Source organism: Sinomonas sp. P47F7 (genome assembly GCF_049332655.1).
Taxonomy (GTDB): Bacteria; Actinomycetota; Actinomycetes; order Actinomycetales; family Micrococcaceae; genus Sinomonas.
In genome coordinates this window covers 2,870,099-2,892,003 of record NZ_CP186327.1, presented here as the reverse complement: position 1 = coordinate 2,892,003, position 21,905 = coordinate 2,870,099, and the positions used below count along the sequence as shown (strand labels likewise).

20 protein-coding genes are annotated in these 21,905 nt (G+C 71.6%); 7 read left to right on the top strand and 13 right to left on the bottom strand.

The features are described from left to right. Window positions 1-82: 82 nt before the first annotated feature. The 7 genes from ACOKR1_RS13475 to ACOKR1_RS13445 all read right to left on the bottom strand — a co-directional run bounded on the left by ACOKR1_RS13475 (window position 83) and on the right by ACOKR1_RS13445 (window position 7,476). Window positions 83-793 (bottom strand): GntR family transcriptional regulator, encoded by a 711-nt coding sequence (locus ACOKR1_RS13475; RefSeq protein ID WP_422933528.1) that lies wholly within the window; start codon window positions 791-793, stop codon window positions 83-85. Continuing rightward, window positions 790-2,352, bottom strand: a complete 1,563-nt coding sequence (locus ACOKR1_RS13470) for a fumarylacetoacetate hydrolase family protein (protein ID WP_422933527.1) — start codon at window positions 2,350-2,352, stop codon at window positions 790-792. The genes ACOKR1_RS13475 and ACOKR1_RS13470 overlap by 4 nt, the downstream gene beginning before the upstream one ends. A gap of 130 nt (window positions 2,353-2,482) precedes the next feature. After that, window positions 2,483-3,301 carry an alpha/beta fold hydrolase gene (locus tag ACOKR1_RS13465; RefSeq protein ID WP_422936647.1) on the bottom strand — a complete coding sequence of 273 codons (819 nt, stop codon included), beginning with the start codon at window positions 3,299-3,301 and terminating at the stop codon, window positions 2,483-2,485. A 51-nt stretch (window positions 3,302-3,352) separates the two neighbouring features. Next, the gene (locus tag ACOKR1_RS13460; protein ID WP_422933526.1) at window positions 3,353-3,682 is read right to left on the bottom strand and encodes a biotin/lipoyl-containing protein; all 330 of its coding nucleotides are present in this window, start codon (window positions 3,680-3,682) and stop codon (window positions 3,353-3,355) included. Continuing rightward, window positions 3,675-4,784, bottom strand: coding sequence for an alpha-ketoacid dehydrogenase subunit beta (locus ACOKR1_RS13455; protein ID WP_422933525.1), 1,110 nt, complete (start codon window positions 4,782-4,784; stop codon window positions 3,675-3,677). Before ACOKR1_RS13455 ends, ACOKR1_RS13460 begins: the two co-directional genes overlap by 8 nt. Beyond that, a complete protein-coding gene (locus ACOKR1_RS13450; protein ID WP_422933524.1) occupies window positions 4,777-5,904 on the bottom strand; it encodes a thiamine pyrophosphate-dependent enzyme in 1,128 nt (375 codons plus the stop codon). The genes ACOKR1_RS13455 and ACOKR1_RS13450 overlap by 8 nt, the downstream gene beginning before the upstream one ends. A 198-nt stretch (window positions 5,905-6,102) precedes the next feature. Beyond that, entirely contained in the window at window positions 6,103-7,476 is a 1,374-nt protein-coding gene (locus ACOKR1_RS13445) for an amino acid permease (RefSeq protein WP_422933523.1), read from the bottom strand. A 245-nt stretch (window positions 7,477-7,721) separates the two neighbouring features. Here ACOKR1_RS13445 and ACOKR1_RS13440 point away from each other — a divergent pair, with 245 nt between their 5' ends. The 6 genes from ACOKR1_RS13440 to ACOKR1_RS13415 all read left to right on the top strand — a co-directional run bounded on the left by ACOKR1_RS13440 (window position 7,722) and on the right by ACOKR1_RS13415 (window position 14,397). Beyond that, entirely contained in the window at window positions 7,722-8,192 is a 471-nt protein-coding gene (locus ACOKR1_RS13440; RefSeq protein WP_422933522.1) for an Lrp/AsnC family transcriptional regulator, read from the top strand. Window positions 8,193-8,535: 343 nt separating this feature from the next. Then, on the top strand, window positions 8,536-9,330 hold the full coding sequence (locus tag ACOKR1_RS13435) for an NUDIX hydrolase (protein WP_422933521.1): 795 nt from the start codon (window positions 8,536-8,538) through the stop codon (window positions 9,328-9,330). Further along, a complete protein-coding gene (nadA, locus tag ACOKR1_RS13430) occupies window positions 9,327-10,640 on the top strand; it encodes a quinolinate synthase NadA (RefSeq protein WP_422933520.1) in 1,314 nt (437 codons plus the stop codon). The genes ACOKR1_RS13435 and nadA overlap by 4 nt, the downstream gene beginning before the upstream one ends. 20 nt (window positions 10,641-10,660) lie before the next feature. Beyond that, a complete protein-coding gene (nadB, locus tag ACOKR1_RS13425) occupies window positions 10,661-12,292 on the top strand; it encodes an L-aspartate oxidase (RefSeq protein WP_422933519.1) in 1,632 nt (543 codons plus the stop codon). A gap of 45 nt (window positions 12,293-12,337) precedes the next feature. Further along, complete coding sequence (gene nadC / locus ACOKR1_RS13420; RefSeq protein WP_422936646.1) at window positions 12,338-13,243, top strand: carboxylating nicotinate-nucleotide diphosphorylase; 906 nt, start codon at window positions 12,338-12,340, stop codon at window positions 13,241-13,243. Then, on the top strand, window positions 13,240-14,397 hold the full coding sequence (locus tag ACOKR1_RS13415) for a cysteine desulfurase family protein (RefSeq protein WP_422933518.1): 1,158 nt from the start codon (window positions 13,240-13,242) through the stop codon (window positions 14,395-14,397). The genes nadC and ACOKR1_RS13415 overlap by 4 nt, the downstream gene beginning before the upstream one ends. Before the next feature lie 66 nt (window positions 14,398-14,463). On the opposite strand, the gene ACOKR1_RS13410 is transcribed toward ACOKR1_RS13415, so the two are convergent. After that, window positions 14,464-15,975: a DUF222 domain-containing protein gene (locus ACOKR1_RS13410; RefSeq protein ID WP_422933517.1), complete on the bottom strand. Its 1,512-nt coding sequence runs from the start codon at window positions 15,973-15,975 to the stop codon at window positions 14,464-14,466. A gap of 47 nt (window positions 15,976-16,022) precedes the next feature. Here ACOKR1_RS13410 and ACOKR1_RS13405 point away from each other — a divergent pair, with 47 nt between their 5' ends. Then, the gene (locus ACOKR1_RS13405; protein ID WP_422933516.1) at window positions 16,023-16,256 is read left to right on the top strand and encodes a hypothetical protein; all 234 of its coding nucleotides are present in this window, start codon (window positions 16,023-16,025) and stop codon (window positions 16,254-16,256) included. Between the two features lie 41 nt (window positions 16,257-16,297). On the opposite strand, the gene ACOKR1_RS13400 is transcribed toward ACOKR1_RS13405, so the two are convergent. The 5 genes from ACOKR1_RS13400 to ACOKR1_RS13380 all read right to left on the bottom strand — a co-directional run bounded on the left by ACOKR1_RS13400 (window position 16,298) and on the right by ACOKR1_RS13380 (window position 21,896). Further along, window positions 16,298-16,846, bottom strand: coding sequence for a GtrA family protein (locus tag ACOKR1_RS13400; RefSeq protein ID WP_422933515.1), 549 nt, complete (start codon window positions 16,844-16,846; stop codon window positions 16,298-16,300). A 68-nt stretch (window positions 16,847-16,914) separates the two neighbouring features. Next, the gene (locus ACOKR1_RS13395) at window positions 16,915-18,447 is read right to left on the bottom strand and encodes an amino acid permease (protein WP_422933514.1); all 1,533 of its coding nucleotides are present in this window, start codon (window positions 18,445-18,447) and stop codon (window positions 16,915-16,917) included. A 52-nt stretch (window positions 18,448-18,499) separates the two neighbouring features. Continuing rightward, the gene (locus ACOKR1_RS13390) at window positions 18,500-19,927 is read right to left on the bottom strand and encodes an aspartate ammonia-lyase (protein WP_422933513.1); all 1,428 of its coding nucleotides are present in this window, start codon (window positions 19,925-19,927) and stop codon (window positions 18,500-18,502) included. 56 nt (window positions 19,928-19,983) lie between these two features. Beyond that, on the bottom strand, window positions 19,984-21,033 hold the full coding sequence (locus ACOKR1_RS13385) for an asparaginase (protein ID WP_422933512.1): 1,050 nt from the start codon (window positions 21,031-21,033) through the stop codon (window positions 19,984-19,986). A 134-nt stretch (window positions 21,034-21,167) separates the two neighbouring features. Further along, entirely contained in the window at window positions 21,168-21,896 is a 729-nt protein-coding gene (locus ACOKR1_RS13380; RefSeq protein WP_422933511.1) for a FadR/GntR family transcriptional regulator, read from the bottom strand. Window positions 21,897-21,905 lie beyond the last annotated feature (9 nt).

Sequence of the window (21,905 nt, the reverse complement as noted above, 5' to 3'; positions counted from 1 at the left end):
TCCTGAGGATGGCTGGGTGGTCGAGGGTGGCCGGGTGGGGTGAGGGTGGCTGGGTGGGTGAGGGTGGAGGGAGCGGAGGGGGTCACAGAGAAGGGAAGCTGGGGTGGACGTGGCTGCTCGCGAGGTAGGCGTCGAGCGTCGCCGAGCGGTGCCGCCGCGCCGCGAGCTCGATCTCGGCCGTCGGCGCCCCGCGCTCGATGAGCAGCAGGAGCTCCTCGTGCTCGGCGACCGACTCGCCGGCCCGCTCCGGCACGAAGCTGAACGTCGAGCCGCGGAGCGCCGTGAGCCGGTTCCAGCCGCGGTGCACGAGGTCGAGGATGTGCGGGTTCGGGCAGTGCTCGAAGAGGACGCTGTGGAACTCGTGGTTCAGCTGCGTGAACCGGACGGGGTCGAAGTGCTGCTCGTCGTCGACCATCGACCTCATCCGCGCGTTCACTTCGCGCGCGGCGGCAAGGTCCGAACGGCCGACGGCGGGCGCGGACAGCGCGGTTGCCGCGCCTTCGACGAGGCTCAGGGTCTGCATCGTGTAGAGGTACTCGATCGGGTCGATGCCGGCCACGGTCGCGCCGACATTCTTCTCGAACGTCACAAGCCCCTCGGCCTCGAGCCGGCGGACGGCCTCGCGCACGGGCACCACGGAGATGTCGAGTTCGCTCGCGACCTGGGCGAGCACGAGCCGCGCGCCCGGGGTGAGCGAGCCGGAGACGATCTGCTCGTGCAGCCACTCGTAGGCGAGCTGCGACTTGCTTGCGGCTGGCACGGTCGGCGCCGCCGCGCGGGTCGGAGCGGTCATGGCTTCGGGCTCACTTCGCTCACCACTTGCGCCGCTCGGTCCTGGGCGGCCTCATACTTCGCACGCCAGGCCGCGTTCATCGGGAACAGCCCGTCGACCGGATGGCCCTCGGCGACCCGCTCCGCGACCCACGCCTCTTCGCGTTCCTGGGCGGCGGCGTCGTTCGCGACCTCCTCCGCGAGGTGGGGAGGGATGACGACGATGCCGTCCTCGTCCGCGACGATCACGTCGCCAGGCTGGACGGCCGCGCCGCCGCACGCGATGGTCTCGTCGACGGCCCACGGGACGTGCCGGCGCCCGAGGACCGCGGGGTGGGGGTTCGCGCCCCACGCGGGGATGTCCATGCCGGAGACGGGGCCGAAGTCGCGGATGCCGCCGTCGGTGATGACCGCCGCGGCGCCGAGGACTTGGGCGCGGAGCGCGAGGACGTCGCCGAGCGTTCCGGCGCTCTTGTCGCCGCGCGCGTCCATGACGAGGATGTCGCCCTCGCGGAGCGAATCGACGGCGCGCTTCTGCGCGTTGTAGCCGCCGCCGTGGGCCTTGAAGAGGTCCTCACGGGCCGGGACGTAGCGGAGCGTGCGGGCCGTCCCGACCGCCTTCGCGCCCGGCTTCGTCGGCACGAGGCCCTCGATGTGGCAGTTCTGCATGCCGCGCCTGCGGAGCTGGACGCTGAGCGTGGCAGTGCCGACCGAGCGGAGCGTGGCGGTGAGCTCGGGGGTCAGCGCGCTCGCGGGGCGCTTGTCGGCGGGGGTGGTCGGGGCGGGGGTGGTCGCGACGGGTGCCGGCACGGCGGCGATCCCCGCGGCCTCGGCCGAGCCCCACGCGTCGATCCGGTCCGCGTCCGTGAGCTGGGGCATGGCCCCGTACGGCTCGAGGCCCGCGGGCGAGTCCACCACGCGGTTGCCGAGCCGCCCGGTGGTGAGGGTTCCGCCGTCGGACGCTGCGCCGTCGACCTCGACCTCGATGAGGTCGCCCGGCTGGGCGACCGTCGCGCCCGCCGGGGTGCCGGTAAGGATCACGTCTCCCGGCTCGAGCGTCATGAGGCGCGAGAGGTCCGCGACGAGCTGCGCGAACGGGAAGAGGAGGGTCGCGGTCGAGTCCTCCTGGATGAGCTCGCCGTTGATCCACGTCCGGACACGCAGGTTCGCGGGGTCGAGCTCCTGTGCGGGGAGGAGCGCCGGGCCGATCGGCGCGATCTCGTCCACCCCCTTCGAGCGGAGGTTGGAGCCCTTGTCCGGCCAGCGGAGGTCGGCGAGGCCCGCGTCGTTCGCGGCGGTGACGGCGCCGACGTGCTGCCACGCGTCCTCGGGGGAGACCCGGCGCGCGCGGCCGCCGATCACGAGCGCGACCTCGCCCTCGACCGTGAGGAGTTCGACTCCGCGCGGGCGCCGAAGCGGCGCGCCGTGGAGCGCGAGCGACGTCGCGGGCTTGAGGAAGTACGACGGGACCGACGGCGTCCGGCCGCGCTGCGCCGCGCGGCTCGGGTAGTTGAGGTGGACGGCGATGACCTTGCCGGCGCCGTCGATCGTCTCCTGGCCAAGCTGCTCCGGTCGTTCCACGGATCCCTCTCCCTCGAGTCGTCAGCCTGCTCAGGGGCCCTTGCAGGAGCCCTTAAGCGGAACTGGATCGTATACGATCATCGTATACGATCCAGTGTGCCCCCGAAGAGAGGTGGCGTCAACCCCCGGATCAGCCTTCGGCGAGGAACTCGATCGCCGCCTGCTTGAAGGCCCTCGCCGTCACGGCGTTGACGTGATTCCGCCCCGGAATCACCACGATCTTGGCCGACGGGACGAGCCCGTGCAGCGCCTCGAGCCCCTCGACCCGCTCGTCCTTCTCCCCGGCCACGATGAGCATGGGCTGCTTCGGCACGGCCTCGGCCGCGTCGAACGGCTCCTCCTTGATGGCCTCGACGAGCGAGAGCAGCGCGTACATGTCGGAGCCTGGCGAGGCCTGCGCCATGGTCACGAGCGCGGCGGTCGAGGCGTCCTCGATCGGCGTGCCGTCGGCGAGAAACCGCTGGGCGCCCACGAGGTCGAACTCCGCGAGCGGATCGCGCCCGCTCGGCCCGCCGAGCACGAGCCGCCGCACGAGCGCCGGCTGCGTGGCCCCGAACTCCCACGCGAGGCGCGAGCCGAGCGAATAGCCGATGACGTCGAGCCCGCTGTCCGGGTGGCCAGCATCGAGGGGCCGCGCGCCGGCGTCCACCGCGATCTGCAGGAGGTCCGCCCGGATGCGGCTCGGCGAGTAGGAATCGACATCCTCGGGCGCGGTGCTGAGCCCGTGGCCCGGGAGGTCGACGGCGATGACGTGCCGGCCCGCATCCCGCAGCGCCGAGATCCACCCGCTCTGCTCCCAGTTGAGCGCGATCGACGACGCGAAGCCGTGGATGAGCAGCACCGGCGGGAGCGCCGCCGGCTTCTCCGGCTCGAACGTCTGCACGTTGAGCCCGGGGTCCGTGCCCTCAACGGTGTGGTGCACGACCGCACCGGCGTGCCGGCCCGTCATCATCTCCATGAGCTCTCGCCCTCCCAGTTCTGTCGAGCCGTCGTCGGGCCGTCAGTCTTCGTCAAGATTGGCGCTCAGGCGGACGCGCCGCTTCGGCGCCTCCTCCGAGGGCACGGTGCCGACGATCCCGGCCGTATCGTCCGGGACCTCGAACACGATGAGCGGCTCGCCGACCTTGATGACGTCTCCGGGCTCGCCGTAGAGCTTGAGCACCTTGCCGGACTGCGGCGACGGCAGCTCGAGCGCGGACTTCGTGGTCTCGACCTCGACGAGCGGCTGGTTCCGCTCGACCTGGTCGCCCTCGGCGACGAGCCAGTCAAGGACGGTCGCCTCGATGAGGCCTTCGCCGAGGTCGGGGAGGGGGAAGGGAAGCTCAGCCACGCCTGTACTCCAATACTCGTTGGATGCCGAACAGGATCCGATCGATGTTCGGGATGTACTCGTCCTCAAGGTCGCCTGATGGATACGGTACGTCGAAGCCCGTGACGCGCTCAACCGGTGCCTTGAGGGTTCCGAAGCAGCGCTCCGTGATGAGCTGGGCCACCTCGGCGCCGAGGCCCGACGTGCGCGGGGCCTCATGGACGACGACGGCGCGCCGCGTCTTCCCGACCGACGTCGCCAGGGCATCGGCGTCGATGGGCTTGAGCCAGCGGAGATCGAGGACCTCGACGTCGATGCCGTCCTCCGCCGCGAGCTCCGCGACCTGGAGGCAGCGGGCCACCATCGCGCCCCACGCGACGAGCGTAAGGTGACGGCCCGGGCGCGCGATCCGGGCGCCGGTGAGGCTGCCGGCGGTGAGGCCAGCGCGGGTGATTTCGGCGGACGACGGCGCGTCCCCGCCGTCGTCCGTTGTGCTCAGGTTCGCAGCCGCCTCGGTGACGACCTGGCCCTTCTGCCAGTAGCGGGACTTGGGCTCCATGAAGATGACCGGGTCCGGCATGCGCACGGCGGCCTTGAGGAGCGAGTAGCCCTGCTGCGGGTCGGCGGGGGAGACGACCTTGAGGCCGGGGACGTGCGCGAAGAGCGCCTCGAGGCTCTCGCCGTGGTGTTCGGGGGCGCGGATGCCGCCGAAGCTCGGAACGCGCAGCGTCACCGGCATTGGGACGGCGCCGCGGCTGCGGTAGTTCATGCGGGCGAGCTGGCACACGATCTGGTTGACGGCCGGATACGCGAAGCCGTCGAACTGGACCTCGGGGACGGGGTGGAAGCCCGCCATCGCGAGGCCGATCGACATGCCGAGGATCCCCGACTCGGCGAGGGGCGTGTCGAAGACCCTCTCCGCGCCGTGCTTCGCGGCGAGGCCCGACGTCACGCGGAACACGCCGCCGAGCGTGCCGACGTCCTCGCCGAGCACGAGCGCCTTCGGGTCCTCGGCGAGGAGCTCGTCGAGGGCGAGGTTGAGGGCACCCTGGAGGGAGAGCTCGAGGGTTGCGGGGGTCCCGGGGGCCGGGCCGTTGTCGGACACCGTCAGCGTCTCACTCATGATCGGACTCCTCGCGCCAGGCGGCTTCTTCCAGCCAGTTGGCCTTCTGGCGTAACAACTCGTCGGTGGGCTCCTGGAAGACCAGGTCGAACATCTCGGCGCCGGGTCGCGGGCCGAGCGCGATGACGCCGAGGCGGACGGCCTCGGCCTCCGCCGCGCCCGCGGCCTCCGCCTCGGCGAGCGTCTCCTCGGTCGCGGCGCCCTCAGCGAGGATCCGCTCGCGCAGGCGTGCGATCGGATCCGCGCCGGCGTCCTCGCGCTCCTCGTCGAGCGAGCGGTAGCGGCCCGGATCGTCGGAGGTCGCGTGCGGGCCGCGGCGGTACGTCATCGCCTCGACGATCGCGGGTCCCTGGCCCCCGCGCGCATGGGCGACGGCGCGCCGGGTCGCCTCGAGGACCGCGGCGGCGTCGTTGCCGTCCACCTGGATCGCGGGGATGCCGTAGCCAGCGCCCCGCGCCGCGACGCTCCCGCCCGCGACCTGCCTCTCGGTCGGGACCGAGATCGCCCAGCCGTTGTTCTGCACGAAGAACACCACAGGGGCCTTGAACACGGCGGCGAAGTTCATGGCCTCGTGGACGTCGCCCTGGCTCGAGGCGCCGTCGCCGAGGTAGGTGATGGCGACGTTGAGACCGGCCGCCGGGACGCTGCCCCCTGCGCCAAGAGTCTGACCGTGCGCCCAGCCGACGGCGTGCAGCACCGAGCCCGCGACGACGGCCTGGATCGGGGCGACGTGCGTCTGGGCCGCGTCCCACAGGCCGCCGTGCCACGTGGCCTTGTGCGTGGACATGTACTCGACCATGTCGACGCCGAGCGCGCGGGCCACGCCGAGCTCGCGGTACGTCGGGAAGGCGAAGTCGCGGGCGGGGTCGAGTGCGAGGGCCGAGCCAACCTGCGCGGCCTCCTGCCCGAGCTCGGGGGCATAGGCCGGGAGGATGCCCTGCCGCTGCCACGAGATCGCCGCGACGTCGAGCTGCCGGACGGCGGTCATGAGCCGGTAGAGCTCCACGAGCTCGCCCGGCGCGGTGGGCTCGACCGCTGGGAGCTCGGCGAGCGGCTCCCGCGGTGCGCCGGCGAGCCCGGCCCGGCCCGCCGCCGTCGTGCGTGTTCCTAAAGTCTGCATAGCAAGACCGTAGGTTGGCCTCGCAGTGTGTGCAATCAGAGGTGATCTTCCTAGGCAAACTGCAAACTCGTCGCGGGCTGTGGCCCGCATCACGGGGCAGTGTGTCTAGTCCCACGAAAATGCCCCGGGTTCGCACTCGAACCCGGGGCATCTCGCGTGCCGGCCGCGCCGTGCGGGGGGTCCGCGCGGCGGCGAGCGTCAGGCCTTCGCGGCCACCGCACGCCGGCGCAGGCCGCTGCCCGCGGCGAGCACCGCGACGAGCGCGAACGTGCTGAGGAGCTGGGGGCGGGAGTCGTCGCCCACGAGGCCCACCGCGAAGATCGCCGCGAGGATCGTCAGCCCCACGACCGTGAGCCACGGGAAGCCCGCCATCCGCAGCGGAAGTTCCACGCCGTCGCGGTCGGCGCGGTGCCGCAGCACGAGCTGGGAGATGAGCGCCGAGCCCCACACCATGAGGCACGTCGAGCCCACGATGTTGAGCAGGACGGGCAGCACCTTGTCCGGGAACGCGATCTCGAGCACGGTCGCGACCACGCCGAACGTCACGCTCGCGAGCACCGCGACGACCGGCACCTGCGACGTCGTGAGCGACGCAAGGGCCCGGGGCGCCTCGCCGCGCACGGCGAGCGAGTAGGCCATGCGCGACGCGCCGTACAGGTTCGCGTTGAGCGCCGAGAGGAGCGCCACGACGGCCACGAGCGTGATCGCGGTCGCGGCGCCGGGCATCCCGGCCGCATCGAGGACGCCCGCGAACGGGCTCTTGAGACCGGCCGAGCCCACCGGGATGACCGCGGCGATGATGAAGATCGAGCCGATGTAGAAGACGATGATGCGCCACACGACCGTGCGGACGGCCTTGCCGACGCTGCGCGCGGGGTCACGCGTCTCCGCCGCGGCGACGGACACGATCTCGGTGCCCCCGAACGCGAACGCGACCACGAACAGCGCCTTCGCGATGCCCGCGAAACCGTGCGGGGCGAAGCCCGCGCCGCCGAAGTTCGCGAGGCCGGGGGAGGGGACCCCCGGGATCCAGCCGAACAGGAGCGCGGCGCCCACGAGGAGGAACGCGACGATCGCCGCGACCTTGAGCAGGGCGAACCAGAACTCGAATTCGCCGAAGTTCTTGACGCGCGTGAGGTTGACGGCCGTGAGCGCCGCGATGAACACGAGCGCCATGAGCCACACGGGGAGGGCGGGGAAAACGGTCGCGAGGAGGCCCGCTGCGCCGAGGGCCTCCGCCGCGATGACGACGACGAGCTGGACCCACCAGAGCCAGCCGACCGTCGAGCCGGCCACCGGCCCGAGGGCGCGCGCCGTGTAGACGGAGAACGCGCCGCTCGTGGGGTTCGCCGCGGCCATCTCGCCGAGCGCCCACATCACGAGGATGATGAGCGTTCCGGCCACGAGGTAGGAGAGCAGGACGGCGGGGCCGGCGGCCTGGATTCCGGCTCCCGAGCCGATGAACAGGCCGGCGCCGATCGCGCTTCCGAGGCCCATCATGGTGAGCTGCCGGGGCTTGAGCGCTGCGCCGAGCGTCGACGTCGTTGTCGTGGTCGCTTCTGCAGTCTGCATAGGTGTCATTGACCCTCTTCGGTTCTTCGATGGCCCGCGCTGGGGTGTGTCGGGCCAGGGACGATGACGAGAATAGCGGGAATTTCCGCGCTTGTGTGGTGCGTATCACGGGGGTGAGCACTCTGTTCGCGAGTCGCATCGGAGCCGACACGATCCTGAGCAGAATGCGCAGTCTATGTGTGAGGGTGCATCAATCTGTAGCATCGGGGCGGAGGTCGGCATTTGCGTCGGCTCAGGGAGGAACTATGCGGATCGACGAACTCGACGCGAAGATCGTTCGGCTCTTCTCCGAGGAGCAGCGCATGTCCGTGCTCGAGGCGTCGCGGATCTTGAGGGTCGCGCGGGCCACCGTGCAGGCCCGGCTCGACCGCATGACCTCGAACGGCGTGATCGGCAGCTGGGTTCCGCAGCCGGAGCCGCGCGCGTTCGGCTTCCCCGTCGTCGCCTTTTGTTTTCTCACCATCAACCAGGACCTCGGCCACGACGCCGTCTCGAAGGCCCTCGGCGACATCCCCGAGGTGATCGAGGTCCACACCGTCTCCGGCGACAGCGACCTGCTGGCCCGTGTCGCGGCGCGGTCCAACTCGGACCTCCAGCGCGTGCTCGACATCATGATGGCCACGCGGGCCGTGGTGCGGTCCTCGACGGTGATCGTGCTCAACACGCACTTCGAGGGGCGGACGCTCCCGCTGCTCGAGGCGGCGGCGCGCGGCTGACGCGCTGGGCGGTTCGGCCGATCTGCCCAACTCCTGCGCCGGTTTCCCCAGCTTTAGGCTTCAATCCGCGGCGAGGCGCGCGAAAACGTCGGCGAGTCGCGCCGCCGTCGTCCGTGAAGTTGGGGACTTCGGCGCGGAATCCGGGGAACGCGGCGGAGAACTTGGGCAGGGGCGGCGCTTCACGGACGACGGCGCGCGTCACCTTTTGCTCCGAACCCCCACCGAGGCGTATCATCACTTAGGGTCACGGTGACTTTAACTAGTGATGAACGCAGCGGTCTCAAGCGCGACCGCTTGGAACGTCACTTGGAACACCAAGGGATCACCACGGGAGGAGGGCGCCATGAGCACGGTCTACGCAGGTCCCCTCGGGGCGAACGTCTCCGAGCGCGCCCAGCTCCCGCCGTCGTTGGCCATCTCCACAGTGATCTTTGGGCTCAAGCCGAGCCGTGCCGAGGGAAAGCCCACGCTGTGGCTTCCGCTCGTGCGCCGCGTCAAGGAGCCGTTCAAGGGCCAGTGGGCGCTGCCCGGGGGCCCACTCACGGCCCTGGAGTCCCTTGAGGACGCGGCCCGCCGCAATCTCCGCGAGACCACGGGGCTCGCGCCCGAATACCTCGAGCAGCTCTACGCGTTCGGCGGCCTCGACCGCGCGAGCCGCCCGGGCCGGTCCGCGCAGCGCGTCGTCTCGATCGTGTACTGGGCGCTCGTGCGGCCCACGGAGGCCGAGCTCCTCGCCGAGGGGGAGGAAACCGAGAACGTCGCGTGGCACCGCGCCGACACCGCCGGCCAGGGCGAGGGCGGCCTCGCGTTCGACCATCGCGAGATCATCGACTACGCCCTGTGGCGCCTCCGCAACAAGATCGAGTACGCCCAGATTGCCTACCACTTCCTCGGCGAGACGTTCACGCTCGCGGAGCTCCGCGAGGTGTACGAGGCCGTTCTGGGCCGCCAGCTCGACCCAGCCAACTTCCGTCGCCAGCTCAAGTCGGTCCCGCAGATCGAGGCGACGGACCAGTTCCTCGAGGGCGGCCGCCACCGCCCTCCGCGCCTTTATCGGTATACCGGACCGCCGCTGTCGGTTCCGACCCTCGGCCACCCCTTCCCGCCCACCCAGCCTTCGACCAGGAGCACGCCATGACCTCTGTCGCCACAGCCATCAACCTCATCACGCGTGACGAGGCGGAGCGACGGTCCACCGAGGGCCTCGACGGCGCGAGCACGTGCAGCTCGGATCTCGCGAAGGGCCCGTGGGAGTTCGATGCGGCCGAGGCCATGCGCGGGCTGCCCGAGTACGGGCCGGGAGCGTCGAGCGCCGATGTCGCCCCAGCCTCGACCCCGCGCCAGGGCCAGCTCCCGCGGGAGTACAAGGACGCGAGCGAGGACGAGCTCAACGCCCGCATCCGCGCCGCGAAGGAGGCGCTCGGCGACCGGGTTGTGGTGCTCGGCCACTTCTACCAGCGCGACGAGGTCGTGGAGCACGCCGACTTCGTGGGCGACTCCTTCCAGCTCGCGAACGCGGCCCTCACGCGCCCGGACGCCGAGGCGATCGTGTTCTGCGGCGTGCACTTCATGGCGGAGACCGCGGACATCCTCTCCCGCGATGACCAGGCCGTGATCCTGCCGAACCTCGCCGCGGGCTGCTCGATGGCGGACATGGCGGACATCGACTCGGTCCAGCAGTGCTGGGACCAGCTCGAGGAGCTCTTCGGCACCGAGCCGGACGCCGAGGGCCGCGTCCCGGTCATCCCCGTCACGTACATGAACTCGTCCGCGGCCCTCAAGGGCTTCTGCGGCGAGCACGGCGGGATCGTGTGCACGTCCTCGAACGCGGCGACCGTGCTCGAGTGGGCGTTCGAGCGTGGCCAGCGCGTCCTGTTCTTCCCGGACCAGCACCTGGGCCGCAACACGGCCAAGGCCATGGGCGTCCCGCTCGAGCAGATGCCGATGTGGAGCCCGCGCAAGCCGTGGGGCGGCACGGACGCCGGGACCCTCCGTGACTCCCGTGTGATCCTGTGGCACGGCTTCTGCTCGGTGCACCGCCGCTTCAACGTCGCGCAGATCGAGAAGGCCCGCGCCGAATACCCGGGCGTCCGCGTGATCGTGCACCCCGAGTGCCCCATGGAGGTCGTTGACGCCGCGGACGAGTACGGCTCGACCGACTACATCCGCAAGGCCATCGCCGCCGCGACGGAGCCGACCGTCTTCGCGATCGGCACCGAGGTCAACCTTGTGAACCGCCTCGCGGCCGAGTACCCGCAGCACACGATCTTCTGCCTCGACCCCGTGATCTGCCCGTGCTCGACGATGTACCGCATCCACCCCGGCTACCTCGCGTGGGTCCTCGAGGGGCTCGTCGGGGGCGAGGTCCGGAACCGCATCGAGGTTTCCGCCGACGTCGCGGACACCGCGCGCGTAGCGCTCGAGCGCATGCTGGCGGCGCGCCCGTGAGCCGGCCCCGGCGAACCTTAGTGGTCGTCGGCAGCGGCGCGGCGGGGCTCTTCGGTGCGGTCCACGCCGCGCAGGCGGGGGCCGGCGTCGTCCTTCTCACGAAGGCGCGCCTCGACGACAGCAACAGCATGCTCGCCCAGGGCGGTTTCGCGGCCGTGCTGCCCGAGGGGCAGCGCACGCCGGGGGACAGCGTCGACAGTCACGTCGCGGACACGATCGCGGCCGGGGCCGGTCTCGGTTCGCGCGAGGCGGTGAGCGTCATGTGCGCCCGAGCGACCAGCGCCGTCGAAGCGCTCCTCGCGCACGGCGTCGCGTTCGATCGCGACGCGGACGGCCGCCTCGCGCTCGGGCTCGAGGCCGCCCACGCCTTCCCGCGCATCCTGCACGCGGGCGGCGACGCGAGCGGCGCCGGCATCACGCGCGCGCTCATCGCGCGGCTCCGCGAGCTCGAGGCCGAGGGGCGTGTCGAGGTCATGGAGGGCGCCCTGGCCACGGAGCTCGTGCTCGACTGCGGCGCGGTCGCCGGCGTCGAGTACGTCGCGGCCCGCGACGGGCTGGGCGACGGCGGACGACGGCGCGTGGCCGCCGACGCCGTGCTCCTCGCCACCGGGGGAGCCGGCCAGCTGTTCGCCCAGACCACGAATCCCACGGTCGCGACGGGCGACGGCGTAGCCCTCGCCTTCCGTGCGGGAGCGGTCCTGCGGGACCTCGAGTTCTACCAGTTCCACCCGACGGCGCTCCAGGTGGCCGGCCCGGACGGGACGCTCCGCTCGTCGCTCATTTCCGAGGCCGTTCGCGGCGAGGGCGCCGTGATTCGCGACGCGTCCGGCCGGCGCTTCGTGGCCGACTACCACCCGCTCGGCGAGCTCGCCCCACGCGACGCCGTCTCCCGGGCCCTCGCCCTGCAACGGCGGGCGGGAGGCGGCCAGGCGTACCTCGACGCGACCGAACTCGAGGCCGTCCGCGGCCGCGGCTTCCTGGCCCGTCGGTTCCCCGGCCTCGACGCCATGACCCGTGCGGCGGGCTTCGACTGGCGGCGCGAGCCGCTCCCCATCGGCCCCGCGGCCCACTACTGGATGGGTGGCGTCGCGACCGATCTCGACGGCGCGACGAGCGTCCCGGGCCTCTACGCGGCGGGGGAGGTCGCGTGCGCGGGCGTGCACGGCGCGAACCGCCTCGCGTCGAACTCGCTCCTCGAGGGCGTCGTGTTTGCGGCCCGCGCGGTCGAGCACCTCGTGCCGGGTCGGACCGGTTGGGCCGGGCCGGCGCCGCGGACTGGGGTGCTGGGGCTTGCTGCAGAGCCGGAGGAGCCCGCCAGGCCCGTGGGCCGAACCGAGCTCGCCGCCTGCATGGAGGCCGACGCGGGCGTGCTCCGCGACGCCGCCGGGCTCGCCCGCGCCGCTCGCGCGCTCGCGGGCTGGCGCCCTGGGCCCGGGACCGCCGACCTCGGGACCGCCGACCTCGGAACCGCCAATCTTCTCCTCGCCGGAAGGCTCCTCGTCGCGGCGGCCGCCGCCCGGGAGGAGTCCGTCGGCGCCCACTACCGCCTCGACTTCCCGGATCGCCGCCTCGAGCAAAGCCGTGGCGCCGTGTCCGCGGAAGCCGGATTCGACGTCGTCCGCGAGCCCGCGCTCGCAGGAAGGACCGTGTGACCCTTGCTGCACCCTGAGCTGACCGTGAACACCCGCTCCGAGATCATGCCGCTCCCTGCCCCGGCGCTGCGCAAGGTCCTCGACGCCGCCTACGCCGAGGACGCGCCGCAGGGCGACCTCACGTCGCTCGTGCTCATCCCCGAGTCCGCCCACGCCACGGCGGAGCTCCGGGCCCGCGTGCCCGGGGTCTTTTCGGGCGGGCCCGTGGTCGAGGCGGGCTTCCGCCTCCACGATCCCGGCGCGCAGGTCGAGCTGCTCGTGGGCGAGGGCGAGCCGTTCGAGGCCGGGACGGCCCTCGCACGCGTCGCCGGCAAGGCCCGCGAGATCCTCACGGCCGAGCGCGTGGTGCTCAACCTCGTGCAGCGCATGAGCGCGATTGCGGCGCTCACAGCCCGCTACGTCGCGCTCACCGCGGGCACGAAGGCGCAGATCGTGGACACTCGCAAGACGACGCCCGGGCTGCGCGAGCTCGAGCGCTACGCCGTGCGCTGCGGCGGCGGCCGGAACCACCGCTTCAGCCTCTCCGACGCCGTCCTCGCGAAGGACAACCACCTCGCAGTCCTCACGGGCGGCGACCCCGCAAAGCTCACGGGCGTCTTGCGGGCCGCGCGCGAGCGGCTCGGGCACACGACGCACTTCGAGGTCGAGGTCGATTCGATCGAGCAGATCGGGCCCGTCCTCGCGGCCGGCGTCGACACGATCATGCTCGACAACTTCACTCCCGCGATGCTCCGCGAGGGCGTCGCGATCGTGGCCGGCCGCGCGATCGTCGAGGCGAGCGGGGGCGTCAATCTGGGCACGGTTGCAGCCATCGCGGCGACCGGCGTCGACGTCATCTCCGTGGGGGCGCTCACGCACTCGGTGGTCAACCTCGATCTGGGGCTCGACGTCGTGATCGAGGCCCGAGCCGTCGAGGTCCCTGGTGCTCACGCGGAGGCGAAACAGCCGTGATCTACCTCGACGCCGCCGGCACCACGCCCGTGCGTCGCGAGGTCCTCGAGGCCATGTGGCCGTACCTCACGGGCGATTTCGGCAATCCGTCGAGCCATCACGAGCTCGGGGAGCGCGCCCACACCGCGCTCGAGGCGGCCCGCGCCGACGTCGCGCGCGTCCTGGGCTGCCGCCCGGGCGAGGTGACGTTCACGTCCGGCGGGACCGAGGCGGACAACCTCGCCGTCAAGGGCATCGCGTTCGCGCGGCGCGCGGCCGATCCGCACCGCACCCGGGTCGTGGTGAGCGCGGTCGAGCACCCGGCGGTGCTCGAGTCCGCGCGGAGTCTCGCGCGCTTGCACGGCTTCGCGGTCGACGTCGTGCCCGTGGATCGCGAGGGGCGCGTCTCGCCTGAGGCGTTCGCCGCCGTCGTCGGCCCGGAGACCGCCGTCGCCTCGGTGATGTACGCCAACAACGAGGTCGGCACGGTCCAGCCGATTGCCGAGCTCGCCGCGATCGCGCGCGCCGCCAAAGTGCCGTTCCACACGGACGCCGTCCAGGCCGCCGGTGTCCTGCCGCTCGGCGTGCGCGAGCTCGGCGTCGACGCGCTCAGCATCTCGGGCCACAAGCTTGGCGCCCCCAAGGGCGTCGGTGCGCTTTACGTCGCGGGGCGCGTGAGCGTCGAGCCGCTCGTGGACGGCGGCGGGCAGGAGCGCGGGCTGCGCTCTGGCACGGAGAACGTCGCGGGCGCGGTCGCGCTCGCCACCGCGCTGCGCCTCGCCGAGGCAGAGCGGACGACGGCGGCGCCTCGCCTCGCCGCGCTCCGGCGCGACTTCGTGGCGCGCGTCCTCGAGCTCGTTCCCGACGCGCTCTTCACGGGACACCCCGAGGGGCGACTGCCGGGGAGTGCGTCCTTCTGCTTCCCTCGCGTGAGCGGAGAATCGGTGCTGCTCGAGCTCGAGCGGCGCGGCGTGGTGTGCTCCTCGGGATCGGCGTGCGCCGCGGGCTCGAGCGACCCCTCGCACGTGCTGCTCGCGCTCGGCCTCGATCCCGAGACGGCGCTCACGGCCGTGCGCTTCACGCTGCCCACGACGATCGCCGCCGAGGAGCTTGAGGAAGCCGCGCTGGCCCTCGCAGACGCGTACGCCGCGGTCGTCGGCATTGCCCGCACGTAGAGCTGGTCCGGCGTCGGGCCGCGTCGGGCCGGTTGTGTTGGGCCGGCTGTGTTGGACCAGTCGGCGCTAGAACGGCGGCGCCGGATCTCCTTCCGGGTACGTGAGGTATCTGCGACCTGAAGGTGCTTTCCATTCGAGGGTCCCGGGCGGCACCGGCCTCCCAGGCGGCATCGGGCTCCCAGGCGGCGCACTCGAGCGGACATGCCGCACGTCCCAGTGCCCCACGGTTTTGAGCCGGTGGTGCTGAGGGCACAGGAGCGCTAGATTGTCCGCTTCAGTAGTGCCGCCCTCAGCCCACTCGCGCGTGTGATCGGCCTCGGCTGCCGCCGCCGGCTTGTCGCAGCCGGGGAACCGGCACGTCCTGTCCCGAGCCCCGAGGAAACGCCGCATCGCGAGCGTCGGTGTGTACCGGCGCCGCCCGAGAGCAAGCGGGGCGCCGTCTTCGGGATCGACGAAGAGCCGCGTCCACGTTGCCGCCTCGGAGGCGAGAATCCTCGCGGCGCTCGCATCAATGGCCCCATAGCCCACGATCTCGCCGGGCGAGTCAGAGTCACCGGAGAGCGTGCGCGCAGGAACGGTCACGATGAGCTCGGTGCGCACTCCGCCGGTCGGTCCGGGCGACGGAGGAGCATCTCCCGTCGCGACAGCCTCGATGGACCCGATTCCGGCGGTGGCAGACGCGTCGCTGCCGAGGAGGTCTGCGAGGACGTCAGCGCGCAGCTGGTTGATCGTGCGGTGTTCTTCGGGGCTTTGGAGCGAGCGGGCGATGGCCTCAAGTCGGGTATCGATTGCTGCCCCCACCTCGAGGGGCAGATAGGCCGAGAGCCAGCACATGCCATCCTGCGCTGGTTCGAGATCGACGCGGCGATGGGCGGATACTCGCTCCTTCCGTACCGATAGCGGCTCGCGCGCGTACTTCTCCCCCAGGCGACGCAGGTGACGCTTCAGCGCGCCCTGACTCAGGGTCTGATCCGGATCGGGAGGGTTCGCGATACCGATTGCTTCCGCAGCGAATGCTTCGAGGCGCTCGGGAGGAACGGGCGCAGCGGCATCGAGGATCACGTTGGCCCGGCGGCGTGGGAGATCACCGGCCGCCATGGCTTCCAGGACGGGCTTCCATGCCTTGTCAGTGACGATGAGGGCTTCGGCGACTGCGGCGGAGGCTGTTCTCTGGGAGATCCGGAGCGCTGCGGCGAGCTCGGACGCGGCGACGTTGGGCGCATCGAGGCGATGTGCTGGGTTCTCCGACGAACCGCCCACTGCCGCCGTGAGGGCGGCGAGAACCATTGCCTTCCGAGCTTCAAGCCTCGCTTGGAGGGCATCGATCGTCGTCAGCTCCGCGACGAGCTCGTCGGCTCGCTGTGCATGCGCTCGGGCCACGATGCCCGACGGCGCAAGGGCGGCCTCCCAGAGATCGTCGGCCTCGTCGTCGTCCGCCTCACGCGACTCGAAGAGCGCAGGATCCACCGCGGGTTGTTCGACGAGCGTGGCACAAGGGTCCGCGTGGAAGTCCCAGCGGTCCGCCCCCAGCGGGTCGGCCGGCGAGACCGTCTGCAGAAGATGTCCCCCGAGATCCATGACGTGAGTCTCCACGAGGGGTCCGACATTTTTGAGTTCGCCACCCGATGTGGGGCGAGGGGGTCCAGAGAAGCCTGAGGTGCGCGGCGTCCCGGCAGGACGGTACCCCGCCGGATCCTCGGGTCGGCGAGGCCGTCGAGCTCGTCCGCTCCGCAAGGCAGGACGGCGGAACGTGGATCCAAGAGCAGCGCTTCCCCGGGTGCGCGTGGTTCGAGGCCGACGTTCCGCCCGGGCAGCCTTCGCCGTGGCTCACGGTCTACGTGACGCGAGCGCCCGCGTGATGGGACGGCGCGCATGAGGACGTCGCGCACTGAACGACGTGTCAGGCGTTCCGCGCGCGGCGGAAGATCCAGTGCCGAAGGAGCGAGAAGCGGACTGCGGTCGCGACCCATCCCGCGATCGTCGTGGTCCAGAGCTCGACGGCGACGCCCGCGAGTGGATTCACCCACAGGAGCACCAAGAGGCTCCCGCTCGTAAGCAGGAGCGCGACGCCCATCGCGACGAGCCCGTTGAAGTGGTCCTGCGCGAGGCCGCGCCGCTCCCTGATGCGGAACGTGAAGCGACGGTTGAGCGACGTGTTCATGACCGACGTCGCGATGAGCGCGATCGCATTGGCGAGCTGCGGGCCGAGCCACGGCCGGCACAGCGCGTACAGGGCGAGAGACGTGAGCGTGCACACGATCCCGACGCCCGTGAACCTCGTGAGCTGCCGAACGATCGGCCTGCTCCACGCGGTGCGGAGCAGACCGTTCCCGCGGTGCAGGAGCCCCCGCTGGGCGTCAGCGCCCGGCTTGCGCACGAGGCCCCGAGCGGGCGGCGCAGGGAGCGCCGCCCCCGTCGGGGCCTCGGGCGGGGTCCACTGCTGATCCATGTACCTAGGCTCTCACGGACTTGCTGTGGCTGTGCTGTGTCGTTCGGATGACTAGCTGCGCGGCAGGGTCACCGCCGGCCCGAGGGCCGGTTCGCCACGACGGGCGCGGTGCCGGTGAAGCCCTCGCGGGCTGCGGCGATCTCGCGGATCCGGTCGCGGCACGCGTACCAGCCGACGACCATGAGTACGATCGCGACGCCGGTCGCGAGGAGCGTCCATGGCGAGTCGGCGAGCACGAGCACGAGGACCACGGCCAAGAACACGAGCGTGATGTACCCCGTGTAGGGGGCGCCGGGCATCCGGAACGAGGGGCGCTGGGTCCACCCCTTCTTGGCCCAGCGCTGGAGCTGGATCTGGCACAGCACGATCGCGGCCCACGTGGTGATGATCCCGACGGAGGCGACGTTGAGCACGATCTCGAACGCGTCGCTCGGGACGAGGTAGTTCAGCGGCACCCCGAGGAGGGAGACGACGGCGGTGATCGCGATCCCGCCGTAGGGCACCCCGGCCTTGTTCATGCGGAGGGCGAACTTCGGTGCCGAGCCCGCGGCCGCCATCGAGCGCAGGATTCGTCCCGTGGAGTAGAGGCCCGCGTTGAGCGACGAGAGCGATGCGGTGAGCACCACGAGGTTCATGATGACGTCGACCCCGTTGACGCCGATGTGCCCGAAGAACGTCACGAACGGGCTCACGCCCTTCTGGTAGTCCGTGTAGGGCAACAGGAGGGACAGGAGGATCACGGAGCCCACGTAGAAGACGGCGATGCGGAGCACTACCGAGTTGATGGCCTTGGGCATGATCTTGGCCGGGTTCTCAGTCTCGCCCGCCGCGGTGCCCACGAGCTCCACGGAGGCGTACGCGAACACGACGCCCTGCATGAGCAGGATCATCGGGGCGATCCCGAGCGGGAAGATGCCGCCGTGATCGGTGATGAGGGAGAAGCCGGTGGGTGAGCCCGTGGGCGTGCCGAAGATGACGAAGTAGATGCCGATGACGAGGAAGGCGAGGAGCGCTGCGACCTTGATGAGGGCGAACCAGAACTCCATCTCGCCGAAGACCTTGACGGAGACGAGGTTGAGGGTGAGCACCAGCACGAGGGCGATGAGGGCCCAGGCCCACTGCGGGACGGCGGCGATCCACGGGACGTACTTGCCGAAGAAGTTCATGTAGAGGGCCGCGGCCGTCGTGTCCACGATCGTGGTCATGGCCCAGTTGATCCAGTAGAACCAGCCAGAGACGAACGCGGCCTTCTCGCCGAAGAACTCGCGGGCGTAGGAGACGAACGAGCCCGAGGACGGCCGGTGGAGCACGAGCTCCCCGAGCGCGCGCAGGATGAGGAAGACGAACGCGCCACAGATCGCGTACGCGAGCACGAGGGACGGCCCCGCGGCGGCGAGGCGGCCGCCAGCGCCGAGGAACAGGCCCGTGCCGATCGCGCCGCCGATCGCGATCATCTGGATCTGCCGCGCCTTGAGGCCCTTGTGGTACCCGGCGTCTTCGGCGTGCAGCACATGGTCGGTCGAATGGGCGTGGCCGTGGTCTTCGAGGTGGTCCGGAATCTGGGTCTCGCCCGCTGTTCGGGCAGGGTCAAGCGAGGACATTCGAGTCCTTTCGGTGGGGGAATCTGTCAGAGGGTGAGAAGGAGAACGGCGGCTAGCCCGTGAGGTTCGCGAGCCGCTCCGGGCGGAGCAACTCCTCGAGCCGCTCGGCGGTGAGCAGCCCGCGCTCGAGCACGAGCTCGGCCACGCCGCGCCCGCTCGCGAGCGCCTCTTGGGCGATCGACGTCGCGGCCGCGTACCCGAGGTACGGGTTGAGGGCCGTGACGAGTCCGATCGAGTGCTCGACGCTCGCGCGCAGACGCCCTGTGTTGGCGGTAATGCCGCGCACGCAGCGCTCGGTGAGCGTGCGGCACGCCGCCTCGAGGTGCGTGATGCTCTTGTGGAGGCTGTGCACGATGATCGGTTCGAACGCGTTGAGCTGGAGCTGACCGGCCTCGGCGGCCATGGTGATGGTCACGTCGTTGCCGATCACCTCGTACGCGACCTGGCTGACCACTTCCGGGATCACCGGGTTGATCTTGCCGGGCATGATGGAGGAGCCCGACTGGACAGCGGGCAGGTTGATCTCTCCGAGGCCCGCGCGGGGACCCGAGGAGAGCAGTCGGAGATCGTTGCAGATCTTGGACAGCTTGACTGCGACGCGCTTGAGCACGCCGGAGAGGTGCACGAAGGCGCCCATGTCCTGGGTCGCCTCGATGAGATCGGGCGCGGTCACGAGCGGGAGGCCCGTGGCCTGGCCGAGGTGGCGGCACGCCGCCTCCGCGTAGCCCGCGGGCGCGTTGAGGCCCGTGCCGATCGCGGTCGCGCCGAGGTTGATCTCGTGCACGAGGCGGGAGGCCTCGCGGAGCCGCTCGCGGTCCTCGCCGATGGTCACGGCGTACGTCCCGAACTCCTGGCCGAGCGTCATGGGCACGGCGTCCTGCAGCTGCGTACGCCCCATCTTGACGACCGTCCGGAACTCCGTGGCCTTCTCCGCGAACGCGTTCTCGAGCACCGTGAGCGCGTCGAGCAGGCCGTCGATCCCGAACACGGTCGCGACGCGCACCGCGGTCGGGTAGACGTCGTTCGTCGACTGACTCAGGTTGACGTGGTCGTTCGGGTGGAGCGCCGCGTACTCGCCCTTCTCGTGCCCGAGGAGCTCGAGGGCACGGTTCGCGATGACCTCGTTCGCGTTCATGTTCGAGGACGTTCCGGCCCCGCCCTGGATGACGTCGACCACGAACTCCTCCGCGAGCCTCCCCTCGAGGATCTCGAGGCACGCTCCCTCGATCGCGGCTCCGCGCTCGCCGTCGAGCAGTCCGAGCTCCTGGTTCGCGCGGGCGGCCGCGAGCTTGACCGCGGCGAGGCCCCGCACCAGGTGCGGGTTCGTGGAGAGCGGCCGGCCCGTGATGGGGAAGTTCTCCACGGCCCGGAGCGTGTGCACGCCCCAATATGCCTCCGCGGGGATTTCGCGGTCGCCGAGGAGGTCGTGGTCGAGGCGGAACGCGCCTGCGGGCGCGAGTGTCCCGGCGGGAACGGTCATGGTGAGGGCCTTTCGTGCGGTTCGGGCAGCGTGACGAGCGGTGGTTCGGGCCAGGCTCAGGATTCGGGGAATGCGGCGTCGAGGGCCGTGAACGTGCCGACGGGACGCCCGCCGCCGAGCACGGGGGTCGCCGAGAGCTCCGCGAGGGCACCCCCGGGCGCGGCCTCGGGCAGGCCGAGCGCCGCGAGCGCGCGCACGGCGACGGGCATGCGTGCGCGGTCGCCGCCGTCGGAAATCTTGACGGCGATCGCGCGGCCGTCGGAGAGGCCCACGAGCTGGACGCCCTCGAAGCCGTCCTTCGCGACGGCGCCGGGCACGAGCCGCATGAGGCGGGCGACGTCGCGCCCTTCGCCCGCGACCATCTCCGTGTGGGCGCTCATCGCGCGGGCGACGGCGGCCTCCGCACCTGGGGTGCCGTTCGCGCCGTCGTTCGCTGCGGCGCGCGCGAGCCGCCCATAGGCGCGCGCCATCCCCGCGAGGCTCACCGCGGGCAGCGGCGTGCCGCAGCCGTCGGTGGTCCACGCCGCGGGGGCCTCGCCCGTGAGCTCGGCCACGGTCTCGGCGACGAGCCGCTGGAGGGGATGCTCGGGGTCCAGATACCCCTCGACACTCCACCCGTTGAGCGTGCACACGCCGGCCATCGCGGCGTGCTTGCCCGAGCAGTTCTGACACAGCTGATCGGCGGTCCCGCCCGACCGGAGCCAGGCCTCCCGCTCGGCGACGCCGTAGGGGAGATCGGTCGTGTTGGCGAGCGCGGCGACATCGAGGCCGTGCAGGGCGAGGATGCGGCGCGCGCCGTCCCGGTGCTCCGGCCCGCCGCTGTGGCTCGCCGCGGCCAGCGCAAGGAGCTCGGACGGAACGTCGAGGCCGGCCCGCACGAGTGCGACCGCCTGGAGCGGCTTCAGCGCGGAGCGCGGGTAGAACGGTCGCGAGGCGTCACCGGCCTCCCACGCGAGTGAGCCGTCCGCACTCGTCGCCGCGACGCTCCCGTAGTGGACGCCCTCGACCACGTCGCCACGCGTCTGGACCGCGAGCGGGACGTGGACGGGCAGGCCCGAGGCCGCGCTGGTGAGGCCGGGCGAGGAGGTGTCTGGTGAAGCGGGCATGGCTCTCTTGGGGTAGCTGGTGGGGTGGGCGGGTGCTGGTTGGGTGGGGTGGGCGGGTGCTGGTTGGGTGGGGTGGGCGGGTGCTGGTTGGGTGGGCCGGTTCGGGCGGGCGGGCTGGATCGGGTAGGAGGGGGTCAGCGTTTCCTGAGCGAGCCGAGCGCCGCGTTGACCGCGTCGAGGTGCTCGGCCATGGCGGCGCTCGCGAGCTCGGCGGAGCCCGTCTCGATCGCGGCGAGGATGCGGCGGTGCTCCACATCGGAGGCGCCCTGGCGATCGGCCACGAGGTTGAGCGTCTCGGACTGGTTCGCGAGGGCGTCGCGGAGGTCTGCGACGACGGTCTCGAAGACCTTGTTGCCGCTCGCGCGGGCGATCAGGCCGTGGAACGTCGCGTCGAGGGCCACCCACGCGGCGGGATCGTCCTCGTGGGCCATGTCCGCGACGATGCCCTTGAGCGTCGCGAGGTCCTCGTCGCTGCGTCGGGTCGCCGCGAGGCCCGCGGCCGGAATCTCGATGTGGGGGCGCGCCTCCGTGAGGTCGCGCGCGGAGTAGCGGCCCAGGACGAGGTCGGCGGACGCGCGGCCCGAGACCACGAACGTCCCCTTGCCCGTGTGCGTTTCCGTGAGCCCGAGGGCCGCGCACGAACGAAGCGCCTCGCGGACCACCGAGCGGCTCACGCCGTAGCGGGCCGCGAGGGCAGCCTCGGCGGCGAGCTTCGCGCCGACAGGAACCCGCCCCGACTCGATGTCCGAGCGGAGCTCGGCGAGGACCGCCTCGGCCGCGCTGAGCCGCGCGAGCGGGCGTCGTCCGGCACCGGCGAACAGCTCATCCGGCTGTCGAGGTGTCGGGCTGTCAGACAGGTTCACCCCCCGACT

Coding starts and splice junctions, on each gene's coding strand:
- ACOKR1_RS13475 (WP_422933528.1), bottom strand. CDS start 793: ATGACCGCTCCGACCCGCGCGGCGGCGCCGACCGTGCCAGCCGCAAGC.
- ACOKR1_RS13465 (WP_422936647.1), bottom strand. CDS start 3,301: ATGACGGGCCGGCACGCCGGTGCGGTCGTGCACCACACCGTTGAGGGC.
- ACOKR1_RS13455 (WP_422933525.1), bottom strand. CDS start 4,784: ATGAGTGAGACGCTGACGGTGTCCGACAACGGCCCGGCCCCCGGGACC.
- ACOKR1_RS13450 (WP_422933524.1), bottom strand. CDS start 5,904: ATGCAGACTTTAGGAACACGCACGACGGCGGCGGGCCGGGCCGGGCTC.
- ACOKR1_RS13445 (WP_422933523.1), bottom strand. CDS start 7,476: ATGCAGACTGCAGAAGCGACCACGACAACGACGTCGACGCTCGGCGCA.
- ACOKR1_RS13440 (WP_422933522.1), top strand. CDS start 7,722: ATGCGGATCGACGAACTCGACGCGAAGATCGTTCGGCTCTTCTCCGAG.
- ACOKR1_RS13435 (WP_422933521.1), top strand. CDS start 8,536: ATGAGCACGGTCTACGCAGGTCCCCTCGGGGCGAACGTCTCCGAGCGC.
- nadA (WP_422933520.1), top strand. CDS start 9,327: ATGACCTCTGTCGCCACAGCCATCAACCTCATCACGCGTGACGAGGCG.
- nadC (WP_422936646.1), top strand. CDS start 12,338: ATGCCGCTCCCTGCCCCGGCGCTGCGCAAGGTCCTCGACGCCGCCTAC.
- ACOKR1_RS13410 (WP_422933517.1), bottom strand. CDS start 15,975: ATGGATCTCGGGGGACATCTTCTGCAGACGGTCTCGCCGGCCGACCCG.
- ACOKR1_RS13405 (WP_422933516.1), top strand. CDS start 16,023: ATGTGGGGCGAGGGGGTCCAGAGAAGCCTGAGGTGCGCGGCGTCCCGG.
- ACOKR1_RS13400 (WP_422933515.1), bottom strand. CDS start 16,846: ATGGATCAGCAGTGGACCCCGCCCGAGGCCCCGACGGGGGCGGCGCTC.
- ACOKR1_RS13395 (WP_422933514.1), bottom strand. CDS start 18,447: ATGTCCTCGCTTGACCCTGCCCGAACAGCGGGCGAGACCCAGATTCCG.
- ACOKR1_RS13390 (WP_422933513.1), bottom strand. CDS start 19,927: ATGACCGTTCCCGCCGGGACACTCGCGCCCGCAGGCGCGTTCCGCCTC.
- ACOKR1_RS13385 (WP_422933512.1), bottom strand. CDS start 21,033: ATGCCCGCTTCACCAGACACCTCCTCGCCCGGCCTCACCAGCGCGGCC.